The organism is Bacteroides sp. AM54-2NS, assembly GCF_003602935.1.
Taxonomy (GTDB): Bacteria; Bacteroidota; Bacteroidia; order Bacteroidales; family Bacteroidaceae; genus Bacteroides; species Bacteroides xylanisolvens.
Window position 1 is genome coordinate 1 of record NZ_QTMZ01000049.1, and the last position, 23,249, is coordinate 23,249.

16 protein-coding genes, 1 rRNA gene and 4 pseudogenes are annotated in these 23,249 nt (G+C 42.7%); 19 read left to right on the forward strand and 2 right to left on the reverse strand.

Annotation, left to right across the window (positions count from 1 at the left end):
* From rrf to der, 6 genes are all read left to right on the forward strand, one after another.
* A 5S ribosomal RNA gene (gene rrf / locus DXA05_RS21440) occupies positions 1-108 on the forward strand; the annotation flags it as partial.
* A gap of 205 nt (positions 109-313) precedes the next feature.
* Complete coding sequence (locus tag DXA05_RS21445) at positions 314-892, forward strand: DUF177 domain-containing protein (RefSeq protein ID WP_004313594.1); 579 nt, start codon at positions 314-316, stop codon at positions 890-892.
* Positions 893-904: 12 nt separating this feature from the next.
* The gene (rpmF, locus tag DXA05_RS21450; protein WP_004296852.1) at positions 905-1,090 is read left to right on the forward strand and encodes a 50S ribosomal protein L32; all 186 of its coding nucleotides are present in this window, start codon (positions 905-907) and stop codon (positions 1,088-1,090) included.
* Positions 1,091-1,177: 87 nt separating this feature from the next.
* Positions 1,178-2,185 carry a beta-ketoacyl-ACP synthase III gene (locus DXA05_RS21455; RefSeq protein ID WP_004308623.1) on the forward strand — a complete coding sequence of 336 codons (1,008 nt, stop codon included), beginning with the start codon at positions 1,178-1,180 and terminating at the stop codon, positions 2,183-2,185.
* Between the two features lie 86 nt (positions 2,186-2,271).
* Complete coding sequence (gene era, locus DXA05_RS21460) at positions 2,272-3,153, forward strand: GTPase Era (RefSeq protein WP_004308624.1); 882 nt, start codon at positions 2,272-2,274, stop codon at positions 3,151-3,153.
* 48 nt (positions 3,154-3,201) lie between these two features.
* Positions 3,202-4,515, forward strand: a complete 1,314-nt coding sequence (gene der / locus DXA05_RS21465; RefSeq protein WP_004308625.1) for a ribosome biogenesis GTPase Der — start codon at positions 3,202-3,204, stop codon at positions 4,513-4,515.
* A gap of 128 nt (positions 4,516-4,643) precedes the next feature.
* On the opposite strand, the gene lptB is transcribed toward der, so the two are convergent.
* Entirely contained in the window at positions 4,644-5,405 is a 762-nt protein-coding gene (gene lptB, locus DXA05_RS21470; protein WP_004308626.1) for an LPS export ABC transporter ATP-binding protein, read from the reverse strand.
* Between the two features lie 75 nt (positions 5,406-5,480).
* Here lptB and DXA05_RS21475 point away from each other — a divergent pair, with 75 nt between their 5' ends.
* Together DXA05_RS21475 and DXA05_RS21480 are read left to right on the forward strand one after the other, a co-directional pair.
* Positions 5,481-6,224 carry an ABC transporter permease gene (locus tag DXA05_RS21475; protein ID WP_004308627.1) on the forward strand — a complete coding sequence of 248 codons (744 nt, stop codon included), beginning with the start codon at positions 5,481-5,483 and terminating at the stop codon, positions 6,222-6,224.
* The gene (locus tag DXA05_RS21480) at positions 6,221-6,991 is read left to right on the forward strand and encodes an ABC transporter ATP-binding protein (RefSeq protein ID WP_004308628.1); all 771 of its coding nucleotides are present in this window, start codon (positions 6,221-6,223) and stop codon (positions 6,989-6,991) included. Before DXA05_RS21475 ends, DXA05_RS21480 begins: the two co-directional genes overlap by 4 nt.
* Positions 6,992-7,057: 66 nt before the next feature.
* On the opposite strand, the gene DXA05_RS21485 is transcribed toward DXA05_RS21480, so the two are convergent.
* Positions 7,058-7,303 (reverse strand): RNA-binding protein, encoded by a 246-nt coding sequence (locus DXA05_RS21485; protein WP_004297160.1) that lies wholly within the window; start codon positions 7,301-7,303, stop codon positions 7,058-7,060.
* Between the two features lie 605 nt (positions 7,304-7,908).
* Between DXA05_RS21485 and tig the strand changes: the two genes are divergently transcribed.
* The 11 genes and pseudogenes from tig (at position 7,909) to mutL (ending at position 23,214) form a co-directional block, all read left to right on the forward strand.
* Positions 7,909-9,264, forward strand: a complete 1,356-nt coding sequence (tig, locus tag DXA05_RS21495; protein ID WP_128859616.1) for a trigger factor — start codon at positions 7,909-7,911, stop codon at positions 9,262-9,264.
* Between the two features lie 143 nt (positions 9,265-9,407).
* Entirely contained in the window at positions 9,408-10,070 is a 663-nt protein-coding gene (gene clpP / locus DXA05_RS21500) for an ATP-dependent Clp endopeptidase proteolytic subunit ClpP (protein ID WP_004297164.1), read from the forward strand.
* A gap of 2 nt (positions 10,071-10,072) precedes the next feature.
* A complete protein-coding gene (gene clpX / locus DXA05_RS21505) occupies positions 10,073-11,317 on the forward strand; it encodes an ATP-dependent Clp protease ATP-binding subunit ClpX (protein WP_008641838.1) in 1,245 nt (414 codons plus the stop codon).
* 167 nt (positions 11,318-11,484) lie between these two features.
* Entirely contained in the window at positions 11,485-13,665 is a 2,181-nt protein-coding gene (gene recQ / locus DXA05_RS21510; protein ID WP_008020386.1) for a DNA helicase RecQ, read from the forward strand.
* A gap of 86 nt (positions 13,666-13,751) precedes the next feature.
* Positions 13,752-15,230 (forward strand): IMP dehydrogenase, encoded by a 1,479-nt coding sequence (guaB, locus tag DXA05_RS21515; protein WP_008020388.1) that lies wholly within the window; start codon positions 13,752-13,754, stop codon positions 15,228-15,230.
* Between the two features lie 142 nt (positions 15,231-15,372).
* Positions 15,373-16,916, forward strand: a pseudogene (locus DXA05_RS21520) (peptidylprolyl isomerase).
* A gap of 54 nt (positions 16,917-16,970) precedes the next feature.
* Positions 16,971-17,816 (forward strand): hypothetical protein, encoded by an 846-nt coding sequence (locus tag DXA05_RS21525; protein WP_009038960.1) that lies wholly within the window; start codon positions 16,971-16,973, stop codon positions 17,814-17,816.
* Positions 17,817-17,825: 9 nt separating this feature from the next.
* A complete protein-coding gene (locus DXA05_RS21530) occupies positions 17,826-19,208 on the forward strand; it encodes a peptidylprolyl isomerase (RefSeq protein WP_008641845.1) in 1,383 nt (460 codons plus the stop codon).
* Positions 19,209-19,230: 22 nt separating this feature from the next.
* Positions 19,231-20,996 (forward strand): annotated as a pseudogene (locus DXA05_RS21535) (OstA-like protein).
* A 1-nt stretch (position 20,997) separates the two neighbouring features.
* Positions 20,998-21,296: pseudogene (locus tag DXA05_RS21540) on the forward strand (hypothetical protein).
* Positions 21,297-21,313: 17 nt separating this feature from the next.
* A pseudogene (gene mutL / locus DXA05_RS21545) lies at positions 21,314-23,214 on the forward strand (DNA mismatch repair endonuclease MutL).
* Positions 23,215-23,249: the final 35 nt, after the last annotated feature.

The window sequence follows — 23,249 nt, forward strand, 5'->3', positions numbered from 1 at the left end:
GGTGGTTATAGCACGAGGGTTCCACCTCTTCCCATTCCGAACAGAGAAGTTAAGCCTCGTCACGCCGATGGTACTGCGTAACAGTGGGAGAGTAGGTAGCCGCCGTTTTAAAGAAGCCTCGCTTGTCTATTGACGGGCGAGGCTTTCTGTTTTTTATTACTTTGGTATTTATACCACCCTTTTTAGCAGATACAAACCTCATAATACCTATTAAAAAAGTGAATATTTACTGATAATTTGTATGTTATGAGGATATTTATTTGTATCTTTGTCGCCCGAATTGTAAGCTAACGATTTAAAAAAGAGAGAAGCTTTGGGAAAATTTGATAAATACAAAATTGACTTGAAAGGTATGCAAGCAGACTCTGCTAAGTATGAGTTTGTATTGGATAACCTTTACTTCGCTCACATTGATGGTCCTGAAGTTCAGAAAGGAAAGGTCAATGTTACATTGACTGTGAAAAGAACCTCTCGTGCTTTCGAGCTGAGTTTCCAAACTGACGGAATGGTATGGGTACCATGCGACCGTTGTCTGGATGATATGGAGCTACCTATCAGTTCTTCTGATAAACTGATGGTAAAGTTTGGTCATGAATATGCAGAAGAAGGTGACAACCTGATTGTGATTCCCGAGGAAGAAGGGGAAATCAACGTTGCATGGTTCATGTATGAATTTGTTGCGCTGTCTATTCCGATGAAGCATGTACATGCTCCCGGTAAGTGTAATAAAGCGGTAACTAGTAAATTGAACAAGCATTTGAAAACAAATGCGAATGAGGATAGCGATGATACTTTCGACACAGGTGGAGATGACATCGTAATTGAGGAAGAAGTGGAGGAACAAATTGATCCTCGCTGGAATGAATTAAAAAAAATATTAGATAATAATTAAAGTTTTAAGAAAATGGCACATCCTAAGAGAAGACAATCAAGTACGAGACAAGCGAAGAGAAGAACTCATGATAAGGCAGTAGCTCCTACATTGGCTATTTGTCCGAATTGCGGCGAATGGCACGTTTACCACACTGTATGTGGTGCTTGTGGCTATTACAGAGGTAAGCTCGCTATTGAGAAAGAAGCAGCTGTATAATTAGTACAGTTATACTGAAAACAGCCTGAGGGTAAAGCTCTCCGGCTGCTTTAAGTATTATAGTATTGCTAATTTAAAATAGGTTTGATGGAAAAAATAAATGCAGTAATCACAGGAGTCGGCGGGTACGTTCCCGATTATATCTTAACTAACGACGAGATATCAAAAATGGTGGATACCAACGACGAATGGATTATGACTCGTATCGGAGTAAAGGAGAGACATATTCTGAATGAGGAAGGATTAGGTAGTTCATACATGGCACGCAAAGCTGCCAAACAGTTGATGAAGAAAACTGGTGCTAATCCTGATGACATTGATTTGGTTGTTGTCGCTACCACTACTCCTGACTATCACTTCCCTTCTACAGCTTCTATTCTTTGTGATAAACTCGGACTGAAGAATGCATTTGCTTTCGATTTGCAAGCTGCTTGTAGTGGTTTCCTGTATTTAATGGAGACAGCTGCTAATTTCATCCGTTCGGGAAGATATAAGAAAATTATCATTGTCGGTGCCGATAAGATGTCGTCAATGGTTAACTATACAGATCGTGCTACATGCCCTATCTTTGGTGACGGTGCTGCTGCCTTTATGGTGGAACCGACTACGGAAGATTACGGAATCATGGATTCGATACTGAGAACTGATGGCAAAGGATTGCCTTTCCTCCACATGAAAGCTGGTGGTTCGGTTTGTCCTCCGTCTTATTTCACAGTAGACAATAAAATGCACTATTTGCACCAGGAAGGAAGAACAGTGTTTAAATATGCTGTATCCAACATGTCGGATGTATCTGCTGCTATTGCAGAAAAGAATGGTCTGACGAAAGATAATATCAACTGGATTGTTCCGCATCAGGCGAATGTCCGCATTATCGAAGCCGTGGCTCACCGTATGGAGGTGCCAATGGATAAAGTGTTGGTAAATATTGAGCATTACGGTAACACCAGTGCTGCTACTCTTCCTTTGTGTATCTGGGATTATGAAGATAAACTCAAGAAAGGTGATAATATCATTTTCACTGCATTCGGTGCCGGATTTACATGGGGCGCAGTTTACGTGAAATGGGGTTATGACGGAAAAAAGGAATCGTAACGTAAGTTACTGAACTATAACACTCAAAAACGCATCCTATTTCGATTCGATGCGTTTTTTTGTCTCAACCAATAAAATGAAGAGAAATGCATAAAGCAGGTTTTGTAAACATTGTAGGAAATCCGAATGTCGGAAAATCGACATTGATGAATGTCTTGGTGGGCGAACGTATTTCGATCGCTACTTTCAAGGCGCAGACAACTCGTCACCGGATTATGGGAATCTATAATACGGATGAAATGCAGATTGTTTTTTCTGATACTCCGGGAGTATTGAAGCCCAATTATAAACTACAGGAGTCGATGCTGAATTTTTCTACTTCGGCATTGACGGATGCGGATATCTTGCTTTATGTGACTGACGTGGTGGAGACGCCGGATAAGAATAATGAGTTTATGGAGAAGGTACGCCAGATGACGGTGCCTGTGCTCTTGCTCATCAATAAGATAGATCTTACAGATCAGGAAAAACTGGTAAAGCTGGTGGAAGATTGGAAAGAACTGCTTCCCCAAGCCGAAATTATTCCGATTTCTGCTACATCGAAGTTCAATGTGGACTATGTGATGAAGCGAATCAAAGAACTGTTGCCCGATTCTCCTCCTTATTTTGGAAAGGATCAGTGGACGGACAAGCCTGCCCGTTTCTTCGTGAATGAGATTATCCGGGAAAAGATTCTGCTCTACTACGACAAGGAGATTCCTTATTCGGTGGAAGTGGTCGTAGAGGAGTTTAAGGAAGAGCCGAAGAAGATTCATATTCGTGCGGTGATTAACGTGGAACGTGATTCGCAGAAAGGAATTATTATCGGTAAACAGGGCAAGGCGTTGAAGAAGGTAGCTACCGAGGCTCGCCGCGAACTGGAACGTTTCTTTGGAAAGACTATTTTCCTCGAAACGTATGTGAAAGTGGATAAGGATTGGCGTAGTTCGGATAAGGAGCTGCGTAATTTTGGTTATCAGTTAGATTAAGAGTATTCATGCGACTGTGATAGTCGTGAAAAAACAAGGTATTGAACTATGGGTAATTTAGTTGCAATTGTAGGACGCCCGAATGTGGGCAAGTCTACCTTATTTAACCGTCTGACGAAGACTCGTCAGGCTATTGTGAATGAAGAAGCGGGTACAACCCGCGACAGACAATATGGCAAGTCCGAGTGGCTGGGCCGTGAGTTCTCCGTGGTGGATACCGGCGGATGGGTGGTTAATTCGGATGATGTTTTTGAAGAGGAAATCCGCAAGCAGGTATTATTGGCAGTGGATGAAGCGGACGTTATTTTGTTCGTTGTGGATGTGATGAACGGAGTGACCGATCTGGATATGCAGGTAGCGGCTATTCTGCGCCGTGCTAATAGTCCGGTGATTATGGTTGCCAATAAAACGGACAATCATGATTTACAGTATAACGCTCCCGAGTTTTATAAACTGGGATTGGGCGATCCGTATTGTGTTTCTGCCATGACAGGAAGTGGTACGGGTGATTTGATGGATTTGATTGTCAGCAATTTCAAGAAGGAATCTTCTGAAATCCTGGATGATGATATTCCTCGTTTTGCTGTGGTAGGACGCCCGAATGCCGGAAAGTCTTCCATTGTAAACGCGTTTATTGGGGAAGAACGTAATATCGTGACAGAGATTGCAGGGACTACCCGTGACTCGATCTACACTCGTTACAATAAATTCGGATTTGATTTTTACCTGGTAGATACGGCAGGTATCCGTAAGAAAAACAAGGTAAATGAAGACTTGGAATATTATTCGGTGATTCGTTCGATTCGTGCCATCGAAGGTTCGGATGTTTGTATTCTGATGTTGGATGCAACGAGGGGTGTTGAGAGCCAGGACTTGAATATCTTTTCTCTGATTCAGAAGAACCAGAAAGGATTGGTAGTCGTGATTAATAAATGGGACTTGGTGGAAGATAAATCAGTGAAAGTGCAGAAGACATTTGAGGAAGCTGTCCGTTCACGTTTTGCTCCGTTTGTCGATTTCCCGATCATCTTTGCTTCTGCGTTGACTAAACAACGTATTCTGAAAGTGCTGGAAGAAGCACGTAATGTATATGAGAACCGGACGACAAAGATTCCGACAGCTCGTTTGAATGAAGAAATGCTCCCGCTGATCGAGGCTTATCCGCCTCCCTCAAATAAAGGTAAGTATATCAAGATTAAATACATCACACAGCTGCCGAATACGCAAGTGCCTTCATTTGTCTATTTTGCCAACTTGCCGCAGTATGTGAAGGATCCGTACAAACGTTTCCTCGAAAATAAGATGCGTGAGAAATGGAATCTGACAGGTACTCCGGTTAATATTTATATTCGACAGAAGTAAAGTTCACCACAGATTAACACAGATTTCCACAGATTAAAAATAAAAAACGGGCTAATCAATTTACAAGTTTTGTATCATTTGATTAGCCCGTATTCTTTATGAAATATCTGTGAAAATCTGTGGTGAATCTATTTCTCCAACTGGAAATCTTTTCTGCGTAAAACGAAGCTGTTACTCAAGTATTTTTCACGCACAATCTGATTCTCCGATAATTCTTCCGGTGTTCCCTGGAAAAGAATCTTTCCTTCAAACAGCAGATAGGCGCGGTCGGTGATACTAAGTGTCTCCTGTACGTTGTGGTCGGTAATCAGGATTCCGATATTCTTGTCTTTCAGCTTCCAAACAATTTGCTGGATATCTTCTACGGCAATCGGGTCTACACCGGCAAAAGGTTCGTCAAGCATGATGAATTTGGGGTCGATGGCAAGACAACGGGCAATCTCCGTACGGCGGCGTTCACCTCCGGACAACTGGTTACCTTTGTTTTTGCGTACCTTTTGCAGACGGAATTCTGCTATCAGGCTTTCGAGTTTTTCCTTTTGATATTCTTTGGGCTTGTTAGTCATTTCCAGTACGGCGGCGATATTATCTTCCACACTCATCTGGCGGAAAACGGAAGCTTCCTGTGCAAGGTAGCCGATTCCCGTTTGCGCTCGTTTGTAAACCGGATATTTGGTAATCTCCAGGTCGTCGAGGAAAATACGTCCTTCATTCGGAGTAATCAGCCCTACAGTCATATAGAATGAAGTCGTCTTGCCGGCACCGTTCGGTCCCAGCAAACCTACAATCTCACCTTGCTTCACATTGATGGAAACGTGGCTCACAACGGTTCGTTTACCGTACTTCTTAACCAGGTCTTCCGTGCGGAGCACCATCTTGCTTTCTTCCATATTCTAGTTATTTTGCGGCAAATGTAGTAAAAATAAGCTGAAATAATGTACATTTGCAGACAAATAGTGTGAGTTATGATAAAAGCATTGAGAACCGTCGGGAGATATTTCATGCTGATGGGACGGACTTTTTCCCGTCCTGAACGTATGCGTATGTTCTTCCGGCAATACCTTAACGAGTTGGAGCAACTAGGTGTGAACTCCATCGGTATCGTGCTGTTGATTTCGTTTTTCATCGGCGCGGTTATTACCATCCAAATCAAGTTGAATATCGAAAGTCCGTGGATGCCTCGCTGGACAGTGGGGTATGTGACACGTGAAATTATGTTGCTGGAATTTTCTTCCTCTATCATGTGTTTGATTCTTGCGGGAAAAGTAGGATCGAATATCGCTTCGGAATTAGGAACGATGCGGGTGACGCAGCAGATTGACGCGCTCGAAATTATGGGTATCAATTCGGCAAACTACCTGATTCTGCCTAAGATTACGGCGATGGTAACTGTGATTCCTATTTTAGTGACGTTCAGTATCTTTGCCGGAATTATCGGTGCCTTTTGCACCTGTTGGTTTGCCGGGGTGATGAATGCGGTCGATCTGGAATATGGATTGCAATATATGTTTGTGGAGTGGTTTATTTGGGCCGGTATCATCAAATCCCTCTTTTTCGCGTTTATTATTGCAAGTGTGTCTGCTTTCTTCGGATATACGGTAGATGGTGGATCGATTGCTGTGGGAAAGGCTTCTACGGATGCCGTAGTATCCAGCAGTGTATTGATTCTGTTTGCGGACTTGATATTAACTAAACTTTTGATGGGATGATTGAGATTAAAGGACTTTATAAATCATTTGATGATAAAACGGTATTGAGCGATATCAATGCTAGTTTTGAAAATGGAAAGACGAATTTGATTATCGGTCAAAGTGGCTCCGGTAAGACGGTATTGATGAAGTGTATTGTAGGATTGCTTACTCCGGAGAAGGGGGAAGTCTTATATGACGGACGTAACCTTGTCTTGATGGGGAAGAAGGAGAAAAAGATGCTTCGCAAGGAGATGGGGATGATTTTCCAGAGTGCGGCTCTGTTTGACTCAATGACGGTGTTGGACAATGTGATGTTTCCGTTGAATATGTTTAGCAATGATACTTTGCGTGAGCGTACCAAACGGGCGATGTTCTGCTTGGATCGTGTGAATCTGGGGGAGGCGAAAGATAAGTTTCCGGGAGAAATCAGTGGGGGGATGCAGAAGCGTGTGGCTATTGCACGTGCGATTGCCCTGAATCCGCAATATTTGTTTTGCGATGAACCGAACTCGGGGCTCGATCCGAAAACGTCATTGGTGATTGATGATCTGATCCATGATATTACGCAGGAATATAACATGACGACTATTATCAATACGCATGATATGAACTCTGTATTGGGAATTGGCGAGAAGGTGATTTATATTTATGAAGGACATAAAGAGTGGGAAGGGACAAAAGATGATATCTTTACCTCTACCAACGAACGACTGAATAACTTTATCTTTGCTTCAGACTTGCTCCGTAAGGTGAAGGACGTGGAAGTGCAAGGAATGGAAGGGTAATAAAAAAACTTCTGTCATCGGGGTGACAGAAGTTTCTTTTTTTCTTAGCTATATTAGCGTCGGCAATTAAGCTCTAGGTCTAGCTTCTTTAACTACCATTGTACGGCCCATGTATTCAGCTCCGTTCAATTCAGCAATAGCTTTTGCAGCTGCAGCGTCGTCTTCCATTTCGATGAAAGCGAATCCTTTGGATTTACCGGTTTCACGGTCCATAACAACTTTAACTGATGATACTGCTCCGTAATCTTCCATCACTTGTTGCAGATCTCCTTCCTTAACACGGTAGTTAAGGTTTCCAACATAAATGTTCATAATGAAAATGATAAAAAATAAATAAATGAATAAAACTCTCTGGATAGATGGTTACTAATAAAAAGATTAAAACGACAGAGAGTTTACAAATGCGTTTCGTAACGGAAGTAAAAACCTTGTAATCAAATCGAGAAACTAATGGTCCATCAATCCGCAGCAAAGAAAAGAATAATTTTTGGATTAACCATCTTTTTGGAAGGTTAATTTGCGGATTATCAGAAAAAAAGTTCTTTCCTTTTCTCTTGAAAGAAAAGAAAGCAAAGAAAAATTCAAGGCTGACTTTTTTCTCCTACTCGCTTCCTTCACTACGCTAAAGGGCAGAAACTCGCTTCGCTCAAACAGTCTGCCCTTCTTAACGCTTCGTTACGGGCGCTCGCTTGACGGAGAAAAAAGTAGGCCGGGGGACCTGCGGCGTGGTCGTTGCTGATGGTTTATTGTTGTTTATATATGAGGAATTGATGAAATAATTAATAAAAGATGTGTGAAAGATGGGTGGCGTTGCTGAAATAAATCTGCAATGTCTTTTGAAATTTGAAAGATTAGCACTAATTTTGCACCCTCTTTGAGTATAGAACAAAGTATAAATCAAATAAATAATTGTCAGAATGAACGTTTCATTACAAAACATTGACAAAGTAAGCGCAGAGCTTACTGTAAAGCTTGAGAAAGCAGATTATCAGGAGAAAGTAGACAAAGAGTTGAAATCACTCCGTCAGAAGGCACAGATTCCGGGATTCCGTAAAGGTATGGTGCCGACAAGTCTTATTAAAAAGATGTATGGTAAATCGGTGATTGCAGAGGTTGTGAATAAGGCATTGCAAGAAGCTGTTTACAATTATATTAAAGATAATAAGGTGAATATGTTGGGCGAGCCGTTGCCTAATGAAGAAAAGCAGCAGAATATTGATTTCGATACAATGGAAGAGTTCGAATTCGTGTTCGATATCGCTTTGGCACCTGAATTTAAAGCAGAAGTAAGCGCTAAAGATAAAGTAGATTATTATTCTATCGAAGTTTCTGAAGAAATGATCGACAACCAGGTGAAGATGTACACTCAACGCACTGGTAAGTATGATAAGGTAGATGCTTACGAAGATAATGATATGTTGAAAGGTCTGCTGGCACAGTTGGACGAAGAAGGCAATACAAAAGAAGGTGGTATTCAGGTAGAAGCTGCTGTGTTGATGCCTGCTTACATGAAGAATGACGAACAGAAAGCTATTTTTGCTAACGCAAAAGTAAATGATGTATTGGTGTTCAATCCGAATGTTGCTTATGACGGACATGCTGCTGAACTGGGTTCTTTGTTGAAGATCGACAAGGAAATCGCGAAAGACGTTAAGTCTGACTTCAGCTTCCAGGTAGAAGAAATCACTCGTTTTGTTCCGGGTGAATTGACACAGGAAGTGTTCGACCAGGCATTCGGCGAAGGTGTTGTGAAGACTGAAGAGGAATTCCGCGCTAAGATTAAAGAAGAAATTGCAGCAAGATTTGTTGCTGACAGCGATTATAAGTTCCTGATCGATATTCGCAAGGTGATGATGGAAAAAGTAGGTAAGTTGGAATTCTCTGACGCTCTGCTGAAACGTATCATGTTGCTGAACAACGAAGAAAAGGGCGAAGAATATGTTGCTGAAAACTATGATAAGAGCATCGAGGAACTGACTTGGCACCTGATTAAGGAACAGTTGGTTGAAGCAAACGATATCAAAGTAGAACAGGAAGATGTTCTGAAGATGGCTAGAGAAACAACGAAGGCACAGTTTGCTCAATACGGTATGTTGTCTATCCCTGATGATGTGCTTGACAACTATGCACAGGAGATGTTGAAGAAGAAAGAAACTATCAATAATTTGGTAAGTCGTGTTGTAGAAGTGAAGCTGGCTGCTGCTCTGAAAGCGCAGGTTACTTTGGAAAACAAGAACGTTTCAATCGAAGAATTCAATAAGATGTTTGAATAATCATTCGGTTGAATAGAATATAAAGTCACAGAAACACAGAGTTTTTATAAAATTATAACTCTGTGTTTTTTTGTGTCTCTGTATTCTTTTTCGTTTCTTTGTACTTACGTTTATTTTTAATTTATAAGAAAGGAACAATTAACATGGATGATTTTAGAAAATACGCAACCAAGCATTTAGGAATGAATGGCATGGTATTGGATGATGTGATTAAATCGCAGGCCGGGTATTTGAATCCCTATATTCTGGAAGAAAGACAGTTGAACGTTACTCAACTCGACGTTTTCTCCCGTTTGATGATGGACCGCATCATTTTCCTCGGTACACAAGTAGATGACTATACAGCGAATACGCTTCAGGCACAGTTGCTGTATCTGGATTCTGTTGATCCGGGTAAGGATATCTCTATCTATATCAACTCTCCGGGCGGAAGTGTATATGCCGGACTGGGCATTTATGATACGATGCAGTTTATTTCAAGTGATGTTGCTACCATCTGTACAGGTATGGCAGCTTCAATGGCGGCTGTATTGCTTGTTGCCGGTGCTGAAGGCAAACGTTCTGCGTTGCCTCATTCACGTGTGATGATTCACCAGCCGATGGGTGGTGCGCAAGGACAAGCGTCGGACATTGAAATCACAGCTCGTGAGATTCAGAAATTGAAGAAAGAACTTTATACGATCATCGCCGATCATTCGCATACTGATTTCGATAAGGTATGGGCGGACTCTGACCGCGACTACTGGATGACAGCTCAGGAAGCGAAAGAATACGGTATGATTGATGAGGTATTGATTAAGAAATAAAAATGGCTGATTCAAAGACAAAGAAAAGGTGTAGCTTCTGTGGACGGTCGGAGAACGAAGTCGGATTCCTGATTACGGGAATGAACGGCTATATCTGCGACAGTTGTGCTACCCAGGCTTATGAGATTACTCAGGAAGCATTGGGCGAAGGCAAGAAAAGCGCGGGAGCTACCAAACTCAATTTAAAAGAACTGCCCAAACCGGTAGAAATCAAGAAATTCCTCGACCAGTATGTGATCGGACAGGATGACGCAAAACGCTTCCTTTCCGTATCGGTCTATAACCATTATAAACGTCTGTTGCAAAAAGACAGCGGGGATGATGTGGAGATTGAAAAGTCGAACATTATTATGGTAGGTAGTACCGGAACCGGAAAAACGTTGCTTGCACGTACGATTGCCAAGTTGCTGCACGTGCCGTTTACCATTGTAGACGCTACGGTGCTGACAGAGGCCGGTTATGTAGGCGAAGATATCGAAAGTATTTTAACCCGTTTGCTTCAGGTGGCAGATTATAATGTACCTGAAGCGGAACAGGGTATTGTGTTTATCGACGAGATCGACAAGATTGCCCGCAAAGGAGATAACCCTTCCATCACTCGCGATGTGAGCGGTGAAGGTGTACAGCAGGGATTGCTGAAATTACTCGAAGGCTCTGTTGTGAACGTACCTCCCCAGGGTGGTCGTAAACATCCGGACCAGAAGATGATTCCGGTAAATACCAAAAATATTCTCTTTATCTGTGGCGGCGCTTTCGATGGTATCGAAAAGAAGATCGCCCAACGGTTGAATACACATGTCGTAGGTTATACGGCGTCGCAGAAAACAGCGACGGTGGACAAGAATAACATGATGCAGTATATCGCTCCGCAGGATTTGAAGTCATTCGGACTGATTCCCGAAATTATCGGACGTCTTCCGGTACTGACTTATTTGAATCCGCTGGATCGGAATGCGCTTCGTGCTATCCTCACCGAACCGAAAAACTCTATCATCAAGCAGTACATCAAACTGTTTGAAATGGATGGTATCAAGCTCACATTTGAAGATGCTGTCTTCGAATATATCGTCGATAAGGCGGTGGAATATAAGCTGGGTGCCCGTGGATTGCGCTCTATTGTGGAAACAATCATGATGGATGTCATGTTTGAAATCCCTTCAGAGGACAAAAAAGAGTATAAGGTGACGCTGGATTATGCAAAGATGCAACTGGAAAAAGCGAATATGGCACGACTGCAAACTGCTTAAAATCAAAGAGTAAGGCTGCAAAAGATGATCGTAACTGTATTTTCTTGAAAATATTAGTCGCATTTTGCTTGGTAATTACGAAGTTGTTTATAACTTTGTTTGGCTCTCTTGAAGGAGGAAGCCTACTAAAGTTAAACCATGAACTGAATAAAACAACCTAAGTTAAGATGGCAAGGAAGATTAATTTAACAGATGAACTGAAGAAGTGTTTCGGATTTAATAAGTTCAAGGGAAACCAGGAAGCGATCATTAACAACTTGCTCGATGGTAAAGATACCTTTGTACTGATGCCTACCGGTGGCGGGAAATCTTTATGCTATCAGCTACCTTCGCTCTTGATGGAAGGTACGGCAATTGTAATTTCTCCGCTTATTGCGTTGATGAAGAATCAAGTGGATGCAATGCGCAATTTCAGTGAAGAAGATGGCGTCGCCCATTTTATCAATTCTTCATTAAACAAAGGCGCAATAGACCAAGTAAGGTCGGACATCCTTGCCGGAAAGACAAAATTGCTATATGTGGCGCCGGAATCGCTGACGAAAGAAGAAAATGTAGAATTTTTGCGTTCGGTGAAAATCTCATTCTATGCAGTAGACGAAGCTCACTGTATTTCTGAATGGGGACATGACTTCCGACCGGAATACCGGCGGATTCGCCCTATTATCAACGAAATAGGAAAGGCTCCGTTGATTGCGTTGACCGCAACAGCGACACCAAAGGTGCAGCATGATATCCAGAAAAATCTGGGAATGGTAGATGCTCAAGTTTTCAAATCGTCGTTCAACCGTCCGAACCTTTATTATGAGGTACGCGCGAAGACCGCTAATATTGACAGGGATATTATCAAGTTTATCAAAAACAATCCGGAAAAATCGGGCATTATCTATTGCCTTAGCCGGAAAAAAGTAGAGGAACTTGCTGAAATCCTTCAGGCAAACGGTATCAATGCGCGTCCTTATCATGCCGGGATGGATTCGTTGGCGAGGACTAAGAATCAGGATGATTTCCTGATGGAAAAAGTGGACGTTATTGTAGCAACTATCGCTTTCGGTATGGGAATCGACAAGCCGGATGTAAGGTTTGTGATTCACTACGATATTCCAAAGAGTCTGGAAGGGTATTACCAGGAGACCGGACGTGCCGGTAGAGATGGCGGTGAAGGTCAGTGCATAACCTTTTATACAAACAAAGACTTGCAGAAACTGGAGAAGTTCATGCAAGGAAAACCTGTGGCAGAGCAGGAAATTGGCAAGCAGCTTCTGTTGGAAACCGCTGCTTATGCCGAATCTTCCGTATGCCGGCGCAAGACGTTGCTGCATTATTTCGGCGAAGAATATACGGAAGAGAATTGTGGAAATTGTGACAACTGTTTAAACCCTAAAAAACAAGTGGAGGCTCAAGAGTTATTGTGTGCCGTGATTGAAGCGATTATCGCGGTGAAAGAAAATTTTAAGGCAGATTATATTATAGACATACTACAAGGTAAAGAAACTTCCGAAGTACAGGCGCATTTGCATGAAGACCTCGAAGTCTTCGGCTCCGGTATGGGCGAAGAGGATAAAACATGGAACGCAGTGATTCGTCAAGCACTGATCGCAGGTTACTTGAGCAAGGATGTGGAACATTACGGACTCCTGAAAGTGACGGAGGAAGGACACAAGTTCTTGAAGAAGCCGAAGTCATTCAAGATTACCGAAGACAACGACTTTGAAGAGACGGAAGAAGAAGTTCCGGCACGTGGCGGTGGTTCCTGTGCGGTAGACCCTGCTCTTTATTCTATGTTGAAGGACTTGCGGAAGAAACTCTCGAAGAAACTGGAAGTGCCGCCTTATGTGATCTTCCAGGATCCGTCTTTGGAAGCGATGGCTACCATTTATCCGGTGACATTGGATGAATTGCAGAATATACCGGGTGTAGGAGCCGGAAAAGCAAAACGTTACGGTGAAGAGTTCTGTAAATTAATCAAACGCCACTGTGAAGAGAATGAAATAGAACGTCCCGAAGACTTGCGGGTACGTACGGTTGCCAATAAATCAAAGATGAAAGTAGCTATCATTCAGGCAATTGACCGTAAAGTGGCGTTAGATGATATCGCTCTTTCCAAAGGTATCGAGTTCGGTGAACTTCTGGACGAGGTAGAAGCTATCGTCTATTCGGGAACCAAACTGAATATCGATTATTTCCTGGAAGAAATCATGGATGAAGATCACATGCTCGATATCTATGATTATTTCAAGGAATCTACCACTGATAAGATTGATGATGCGCTTGATGAATTAGGCGATGACTTCACTGAAGAGGAAGTTCGCTTGGTGCGTATTAAGTTCATCTCTGAAATGGCTAATTAAAAAAGCGAAAAAAATAGGCGTGCAGGTATGCGGTTTTGAATAAAAACCGTATATTTGCACGCAATAATTTTTAAACGCATAGCCCTATGTCATTTATTGCTGATAAGATTGTAATGGATGGGTTAACTTACGACGACGTATTGTTGATCCCCGCTTATTCTGAAGTTTTACCGCGCACTGTCGATCTCTCGACTAAGTTTTCAAAAAACATTGAGTTAAAAATTCCTTTTGTGACGGCTGCCATGGATACGGTTACCGAAGCGAAAATGGCTATTGCCATTGCTCGTGAGGGTGGTATCGGCGTGATTCACAAAAATATGTCTATCGAAGAACAGGCAAGACAAGTTGCTATTGTAAAACGTGCCGAAAATGGTATGATTTATGATCCCGTAACTATTAAAAGAGGTTCTACTGTGCAGGATGCACTGGACATCATGGCGGAATACAAAATCGGTGGTATCCCTGTGGTAGATGATGAAGGTTATTTGGTGGGTATTGTTACTAACAGAGATTTGCGTTTCGAAAGAGACATGGCTAAACATATTGATCTTGTCATGACTCCGAAAGAAAGATTGGTAACTACAAACCAGTCTACTGATCTGGAATCTGCTGCACAGATTCTTCAGAAACATAAGATCGAGAAACTTCCGATTGTCGGAATGGACGGAAAGTTGATCGGTCTTGTTACTTATAAAGATATTACAAAAGCAAAAGATAAACCGATGGCTTGTAAAGATGCCAAAGGTCGTTTGCGTGTAGCTGCCGGTGTAGGTGTGACTGCCGATACGCTGGATCGTATGCAGGCATTGGTAGATGCCGGTGCGGATGCAATTGTGATTGATACGGCTCACGGACACTCTATGTTTGTGATTGAAAAACTGAAAGAAGCTAAGAAACGCTTCCCGAACATTGATATCGTAGTGGGTAATATTGCTACCGGAGAAGCTGCAAAAGCGTTGGTAGAAGCAGGAGCGGATGCAGTGAAAGTCGGTATCGGTCCGGGTTCTATCTGTACCACTCGTGTGGTTGCCGGTGTAGGTGTTCCACAGTTGTCTGCTGTCTATGATGTAGCAAAAGCCTTGAAGGGTACAGGTATTCCTTTGATTGCCGATGGTGGTTTGCGCTATTCGGGCGATGTAGTGAAAGCGTTGGCTGCCGGTGGATATTGTGTAATGATCGGATCGTTGGTTGCCGGAACAGAAGAGTCTCCGGGCGACACAATCATTTTCAATGGACGTAAATTTAAATCCTATCGTGGTATGGGATCGTTGGAAGCGATGGAGAACGGTTCGAAAGACCGTTACTTCCAGAGCGGAACTGCTGATGTGAAGAAGCTGGTTCCGGAAGGAATTGCTGCCCGTGTTCCTTATAAAGGTACACTTTTCGAGGTTGTCTATCAGTTGTCAGGTGGTTTGCGTGCAGGTATGGGATACTGCGGTGCTGCCAATATTGATAAACTTCATGATGCTAAGTTTACCCGCATTACCAATGCAGGTGTAATGGAAAGCCATCCGCACGACGTGACGATTACTAGTGAATCGCCTAACTATAGCCGTCCGGAATAATAGATAGATACGGTGAACTATTAACGGTGAACGGTGAACAGGCTGTGTTGTCAGCAAGGTGTTCACTGCTCACCGTTTGTTGTTTATCTGTTATTGCCTCTGTGATGTTTGTTGTTTATTGTTTGGAAAATAAAAAATGATGATGAAAAGAAGCCTGTTGTTGGGATGTATTTCTCTCTTTGTTGTCGCGGTCTTTGCGCAAGAAGATCCGGTATTGATGCGTGTTAACGGAAGAGAGATACTCCGTTCGGAATTTGAAAATGCATACCGCCGTTATGCGGAACGCTCAAATGCCCAGCTTTCACCAAAAGAGTATGCGGCACTTTTCGCTCAATCAAAGTTGAAGGTGGAAGCGGCCAGGGCTGCCGGACTTGATACGACTACAGTTTTCCGTAAACAACACGAGAAGCGTCGGACAGAATTGGTAGAATCTTATCTGATTGACAAACAAGTGATGGATAGTTGTGCCCGTGTCTTGTATCAGAAGATGGGATTGAAAGCACGTAGCGGCCGGGTGCAAGTCATGCAAATTTTTAAACGTTTACCGCAGACGGTTACTTCCCGTCATTTGGAAGAAGAAAAAGCCCGGATGGATTCTATATACCGGGTGATACAGAATCAGCCGGATTTGAATTTTAACCGTTTGGTGGAAATCTATTCGGATGATAAGCAGAGTAGATGGATAGAAAGTTTGGAGACAACGAGTGAATTTGAGGATGTCGCTTTCTCTTTGGCGAAAGGTGCGGTATCACAGCCATTCTTCACTCCTGAAGGGATTCATATCTTGAAAGTGATTGACCGGGAGGAAGCATTTGCTTATGAAAATGTCAGTGGCAGGTTGATAGAGCGGTTACGGCGTAAGGAAATTTTAGACAAAGGCACGGCAGCGATGCTCGACCGATTAAAAAAGTCATGGCAGTATACCCCGAATCAGGCAGCAATGGAAGAGCTGTTGACGAAAGGCCGGACAGAACAAAATCTCTTTACGATTGATGGACAGGCATATACCGGAGCTATGTTCACGCAGTTTGCCTCTTCTCATCCTCAAGCTGCCAAACGCCAGTTGGAAGGGTTTATAGCTAAATCATTATTGGATTATGAAAGTCGGAATATAGATAAAAAGCATCCGGAAATTCGTATTGCCTTGCGGGAATCTGACGAAAACTATTTGGTAAAAGAGATCACACGGCAGAAAATAGAGTTGCCTGCCATTAATGACCGGGCCGGATTGGCTACCTATTTCAAATTTCATTCGTCGGATTATCGGTGGGAGAGTCCCCGGTATAGAGGAGTCGTGCTTCATTGCGTTGATAAAAAGACGGCAAAGCAAGCTAAAAAAATGCTGAAGAAAGTGCCGGAAAAAGAGTGGGCGGACCAGCTTCGGCAAACTTTTAATACATCCGGGACGGAAAAGATACAGGTTGAACAAGGTATTTTTGCCGACGGAGACAATAAATATATAGATAAACTGGTCTTTAAGAAGGGTGGTTTCGAACCCGTGATGTCTTATCCTTTTACCATTGTGGTAGGCGAAAAAATGAAAGGACCGGATGATTATCGGGAAGTAATTGAACAGGTGCGAAAGGATTATCGAGCTATCTTGACACGTGCTGGGCGCGGGAATTGAGGGAGTTTGGTAAGGTTGAAATAAACCAAGAGGTTTTAAAAACAGTTAATAATAACTGATGTAACCGATTATTCACTATCTTCGTACCTTAAATAAGTAGATTTTAGTTGCCAATGCGAATATTAGTCCTCTTACTGATTACCCTTCTTGGTTGTGGAGCGTGCAAGGAACAGCGCGACCACAAAGGAAAGACTCCTTTGGTAGAGGTGGACGGTAACTTTTTATATAAAGAAGATTTGATGTCCGTGCTTCCGGTCGGATTGTCAAAAGATGATAGTATTCTCTTCACCGAACATTATATTCGTAGTTGGGCGGAAGAGATTTTATTATATGAGAAAGCTGCGAACAATATTCCCGATAATGTGGATGTTGACAAACTGGTGGAGAATTATCGGAAAGCGTTGATTATGCATACTTATCAGCAGGAGTTGATAAACCAGAAGCTGTCGAATGATATTTCCGAACAAGAGATCGCAGAATATTACGGGAAAAACAAAGAACTGTTTAAACTGGAAACCCCGTTGATTAAGGGATTGTTTATCAAAGTGCCGTTGACGGCTCCCCAGCTGAACAATGTGCGCAGGTGGTATAAGTCGGAAAAACAGGATGCTGTCGAGAGCCTGGAAAAATATAGTTTGCAGAATGCAGTGAAATACGAATACTTTTATGACAAATGGGTGTCCGTGACTGATGTACTGGATATGATTCCACTGAAAGTAGAGGCACCGGAAGAGTACGTAGACAAACACCGTCAGGTAGAATTGAAAGATACGGCCTATTATTATTTCCTGAATGTGAGCGATTATCGCGGAATTGGTGAAGAGAAACCGTATGAATTTGCCCGTTCGGAAGTGAAAGACTTACTGGTTAATCAGAAACGGGTGAGCTTTATGGAACAGGTAAAGAACGACTTGTATCAGCAAGCAGTAAGTAAGAAGAAGATTATATATAATTATTAAATACAAAGAATGAAGAAGTTTGTGAACTTTAGATTTGTTGTTACCCTTGTCCTGGCAATATTTGCTAATGTGGCAACCTATGCACAAGATAATGTGGTTGATGAAGTAGTTTGGGTAGTAGGTGACGAAGCTATTTTGAAATCAGATGTAGAAGAGGCCCGTATGGATGCCTTGTATAATGGACGCAGATTTGACGGCGATCCTTATTGTGTAATTCCTGAAGAGATTGCCGTGCAGAAGTTGTTCCTGCATCAGGCAAAGTTGGACAGTATCGAGGTTTCCGAAGCGGAAATCATCCAGCGTGTGGATATGATGACCAACATGTACATTCAGCAGATCGGTTCCAGAGAGAAGATGGAGGAGTATTTCAATAAAACTTCCACCCAGATTCGTGAGACGCTACGTGATAATGCACGTGACGGATTGACCGTTCAGAAGATGCAGCAGAAACTGGTAGGAGAAATCAAAGTGACTCCGGCAGAAGTACGCCGTTATTTTAAAGACCTTCCACAAGATAGTATTCCTTACATTCCGACACAGGTAGAAGTGCAGATCATTACTTTACAACCGAAAATTCCTATCTCGGAGATTGAGGATGTAAAAAAGACGTTGCGTGATTATACGGATCGTGTGACAAAAGGAGAAATTGACTTCTCTACATTGGCGCGTTTGTATTCGGAAGACAAGGCATCTGCCATTAAAGGTGGTGAATGTGGATTCATGGGACGTGGTATGATGGACCCTGCTTATGCGAATGTAGCGTTCAGTTTGCAAGATCCGAAGAAAGTTTCCAAGATTGTGGAGTCGGAATTTGGTTTCCACATTATCCAGTTGATTGAAAAACGTGGTGACCGTGTCAACACTCGCCATATCTTGTTGCGTCCGAAAGTATCGGAAAAAGAACTGACCGAGGCTTGTGCCCGTCTGGATTCTATTGCCGATGATATTCGTGCCAACAAATTTACATTTGATGATGCGGCTGCCGTTATCTCACAGGATAAAGACACCCGTAACAACCATGGTATTATGGTGAACATCAATGAAAATTCAGGTGTGACTACTTCTAAGTTCCAGATGCAGGATCTTCCTCAAGACGTTGCTAAGGTAGTGGATAAGATGAATGTAGGTGAAATTTCCAAAGCCTTTACAATGATTAATGAGAAGGATGGAAAAGAAGTATGTGCTATCGTGAAGTTGAAAGCAAAAATCAACGGTCATAAAGCAACCATTGCAGAAGACTATCAGGACCTGAAAGAAATTGTGATGGAGAAACGCCGTGAAGAGATGTTGCAGAAATGGATTCTGGACAAGCAGAAACATACTTATGTACGCATCAACGAAAACTGGCAGAAGTGTGACTTCAAGTATCCGGGTTGGGTCAAGAAGGACTGATGTAACCTTGCTTTGATTTTATATGCTGAAAACAAATAAAAAAAATAAACAACAAGACAGGCATAGATGGCTCCTTATAGGCTTTCTATGCCTGTTTGGTGTATGTCTTGTAGCACAAGTGAGGCCAACGGGACAGAAACCTGTGACAGGGGATTCAATTAAATCGGCTGCGGATACGTCTAAGTCGGCTTCAAAAGCCAAAACACCGGCAGGCAATAAGAAACAATCGGACAACAAGAAACAACCGGAGAATAAAAAGACCAAAGTTTATCTGCTTCATGCTGATGAAGGTCAGGCGGATAAGTTGGCGCGTCCGGATGTGCAGGTGTTGATTGGTAACGTGAAATTGCGCCATGACAGTATGTATATGTACTGTGACAGTGCACTGATTTTTGAGAAAACCAACTCTGTGGAGGCCTTCAGTAATGTACGTATGGAACAGGGAGACACTTTGTTCATCTACGGTGATTATCTTTATTATGACGGAATGACGCAAATAGCGCAGCTCGTGAAAATGTGAAGATGATTAATCGGAACACCACCCTGTTGACAGATAGCTTGAACTACGACCGTCTCTACGACCTCGGATATTATTTCGAGGGAGGAACCTTGATGGATGAAGAGAATGTATTGACTTCCGATTGGGGAGAATACAGTCCTGCAACAAAACAGTCGGTATTCAACCATGATGTGAAGTTGGTAAACCCTAAGTTTGTGTTGACTTCCGATACATTAAGGTATAATACGGAAAGCAAAATCGCAGTTATTCTCGGACCTTCCAATATCGTCAGTGATAATAATCATATCTATTCGGAACGGGGATTCTATAATACAATGACCGAACAAGCCGAACTGTTGGACCGTTCGGTACTGACCAATCAGGGAAAGAAACTGGTAGGCGACAGTCTGTTCTATGACCGTATCATCGGTTATGGCGAGGCGTTCGATAATGTGAAGATGACAGATTCCATTAATAAGAATATGCTGACGGGTGATTATTGTTTCTATAATGAATTGACAGACTCCGCGTTTGCGACGAAACGTGCTGTGGCAATCGACTACTCGCAAGGGCCTGACAGTCTTTTTATGCATGGCGATACATTGCAGTTGGTGTCTTACAACCTGAATACCGATTCCGTTTTCCGGTTGATGAAGGCTTATCACAAGGTACGTATGTATCGTACGGATGTTCAAGGAGTATGTGACTCACTGGTCTATAATTCGAAGGATTCCTGTATGACCATGTATACCGACCCTATTCTTTGGAATGAAGGGCAGCAACTACTTGGCGAGCAGATCAAGATTTATATGAATGACAGCACGATTGACTGGGCGCATATCATCAACCAGGCGTTGACGGTGGAAATGAAAGATTCTATTCATTATAACCAAGTGTCCGGCAAAGAGATGAAAGCCTATTTCATCAATGGAGATATGCGTCATATTGAAGTGATTGGTAATGTGTTGACCGCTTTCTATCCGGAAGAAAAAGACAGTACGATGACCGGATTTAATTGTCTGGAAGGTAGTGTGCTTCATCTTTATATGAAGGACAAGAAGATGGAAAAAGGACTGTTTATCGGTAAATCCAACGGAACGATGTATCCGATGGACCAGATACCGCCTGATAAATTGCGTCTTCCCACTTTTGCCTGGTTCGACTATGTCCGTCCGCTGAATAAGGATGATATCTTTAACTGGCGGGGTAAGCGTGCGGGCGATACACTGAAACCGACCACCGACCGGCGACCCAAAACAGAAAAGCGAAACTTAATAAATATGAAGTAGTATGGGAATGTTTAACTCAATGAGAAAGCCCCGTGCTTTAATCATCAATACATTTATGTAGACGAGCGGAAAGAAAAGCTCGCAAAGATGGAGGAGAACGCCAAACGTGACTTGGGGATGCTTCCGGAAAAGGAATTTAATCCGGAGGATATTCGCGGTAAGTTCATCGAAGGTACTACGCATTTGAAAAGAAGAAAAGCGAGTGGCCGCAAACCTGTCTCTTTCGGAATCATACTGATAATCATTGCTTTCCTTCTTTATCTGTGGCATTATTTGGCGACAGGAAGCTGGAACTTTTAATTATTAATTTACGAAGAATGAGCGATATAATTCATTTGTTACCTGATTCGGTAGCTAACCAGATTGCTGCCGGTGAAGTGATACAACGTCCCGCGTCTGTCATCAAGGAGCTAGTGGAGAATGCGATTGATGCAGATGCACAAAATATACATGTATTGGTGACTGATGCAGGTAAAACCAGCATTCAGGTGATTGATGATGGAAAAGGAATGTCCGAAACGGATGCCCGTCTTTCTTTTGAGCGACATGCCACTTCCAAGATACGTCAAGCGGCGGATCTGTTTGCTTTGCGTACAATGGGATTTCGCGGAGAGGCATTGGCTTCCATCGCTGCTGTGGCACAGGTAGAGTTAAAGACACGTCCGGAATCGGAAGAATTGGGCACGAAACTGGTGATTGCAGGCTCTCAAGTGGAAAGTCAGGAGGCTGTGTCCTGTTCTAAAGGAAGTAACTTCTCTGTAAAGAACCTATTCTTTAATGTACCTGCCCGTCGTAAATTTCTAAAGGCTAATTCAACGGAATTGAGTAACATCCTTGCCGAATTTGAACGGATCGCTTTGGTGCATCCGGAGGTTGCCTTTTCGCTTTATAGTAATGATTCGGAGTTATTCAATCTTCCGGTATCACAATTACGTCAACGTATCCTTGCTATTTTCGGTAAGAAGCTCAATCAGCAGTTACTGAACATAGAGGTCAATACTACCATGGTGAAAATCTCCGGATATGTAGCCAAGCCGGAGACAGCCCGTAAGAAAGGGGCACATCAGTATTTCTTTGTCAACGGGCGTTATATGCGTCATCCTTATTTTCATAAGGCAGTCATGGAGGCTTATGAACAGTTGATTCCCACTGGTGAACAGATTTCCTACTTTATCTATTTCAATGTAGATCCGGCTAATATTGACGTGAATATCCATCCGACAAAGACTGAAATCAAGTTTGAAAATGAACAGGCTATCTGGCAGATACTTTCAGCATCCGTGAAGGAGTCGTTGGGTAAATTCAGTGCGATCCCTTCCATTGATTTTGATACGGAAGATATGCCTGACATTCCGGCATTTGAGGAGAAAATATCTTCCGAGCCTCCGAAGATACATTATAATACAGATTATAATCCGTTTAAAGTTTCTGCCGGTGGCGGTGGTGGCGGATCGTACAGCCGTTCGAAAGTGGAATGGGAAGATTTGTACGGAGGGCTGACGAAAGCCAGTAAGATGAATAACCCGCAACCGGAACCCGAAATGGATTGGGAAGACTCTTCTATTGGCGGTCAACCCGCTTTCGTTGAAGAAAAGATGGAGACGGTCACCTCTGCCGCTTCTTCTACTTTGTATGCCAGTGAACCGGTGATAGAGAAAGGAAATCAGCATTTGCAGTTTAAAGGGCGGTTTATTTTGACTTCAGTTAAATCCGGTTTGATGCTAATCGATCAGCACCGGGCACACATACGGGTACTTTTTGATCGTTATATGGTACAGATCCAACAGAAACAGGGGGTATCACAGGCGTCCTGTTCCCGGAAATCTTACAGTTGCCGGCTTCGGAAGCAGCTGTACTGCAAAGTATTATGGATGATTTGTCTGCAGTCGGTTTCGATTTGAGTAATCTGGGAGGCGGTAGCTATGCCATTAATGGTATTCCTTCGGGGATTGAAGGTCTGAATCCGGTGGAACTGGTGCGTAATATGCTGCATACGGCGATGGAAAAAGGAAGTGACGTCAAGGAAGAAATCCAAAGTATTCTGGCATTAACATTGGCTCGCGCGGCGGCTATTGTTTACGGACAGGTGTTGAGTAATGAAGAAATGGTAAGCCTTGTAGACAACCTTTTTGCCTGTCCCTCACCGAATTACACCCCTGATGGGAAAACTGTTTTGACAACAATCAAGGAGGAAGACATCGAAAGATTATTCAAATAAAACAAATAATTTCATCTTTTTCTAAAACCTTTTAG

Coding starts and splice junctions, on each gene's coding strand:
- rpmF (WP_004296852.1), top strand. CDS start 905: ATGGCACATCCTAAGAGAAGACAATCAAGTACGAGACAAGCGAAGAGA.
- DXA05_RS21455 (WP_004308623.1), top strand. CDS start 1,178: ATGGAAAAAATAAATGCAGTAATCACAGGAGTCGGCGGGTACGTTCCC.
- era (WP_004308624.1), top strand. CDS start 2,272: ATGCATAAAGCAGGTTTTGTAAACATTGTAGGAAATCCGAATGTCGGA.
- der (WP_004308625.1), top strand. CDS start 3,202: ATGGGTAATTTAGTTGCAATTGTAGGACGCCCGAATGTGGGCAAGTCT.
- lptB (WP_004308626.1), bottom strand. CDS start 5,405: ATGGAAGAAAGCAAGATGGTGCTCCGCACGGAAGACCTGGTTAAGAAG.
- DXA05_RS21475 (WP_004308627.1), top strand. CDS start 5,481: ATGATAAAAGCATTGAGAACCGTCGGGAGATATTTCATGCTGATGGGA.
- DXA05_RS21480 (WP_004308628.1), top strand. CDS start 6,221: ATGATTGAGATTAAAGGACTTTATAAATCATTTGATGATAAAACGGTA.
- DXA05_RS21485 (WP_004297160.1), bottom strand. CDS start 7,303: ATGAACATTTATGTTGGAAACCTTAACTACCGTGTTAAGGAAGGAGAT.
- tig (WP_128859616.1), top strand. CDS start 7,909: ATGAACGTTTCATTACAAAACATTGACAAAGTAAGCGCAGAGCTTACT.
- clpP (WP_004297164.1), top strand. CDS start 9,408: ATGGATGATTTTAGAAAATACGCAACCAAGCATTTAGGAATGAATGGC.
- clpX (WP_008641838.1), top strand. CDS start 10,073: ATGGCTGATTCAAAGACAAAGAAAAGGTGTAGCTTCTGTGGACGGTCG.
- recQ (WP_008020386.1), top strand. CDS start 11,485: ATGGCAAGGAAGATTAATTTAACAGATGAACTGAAGAAGTGTTTCGGA.
- guaB (WP_008020388.1), top strand. CDS start 13,752: ATGTCATTTATTGCTGATAAGATTGTAATGGATGGGTTAACTTACGAC.
- DXA05_RS21525 (WP_009038960.1), top strand. CDS start 16,971: ATGCGAATATTAGTCCTCTTACTGATTACCCTTCTTGGTTGTGGAGCG.
- DXA05_RS21530 (WP_008641845.1), top strand. CDS start 17,826: ATGAAGAAGTTTGTGAACTTTAGATTTGTTGTTACCCTTGTCCTGGCA.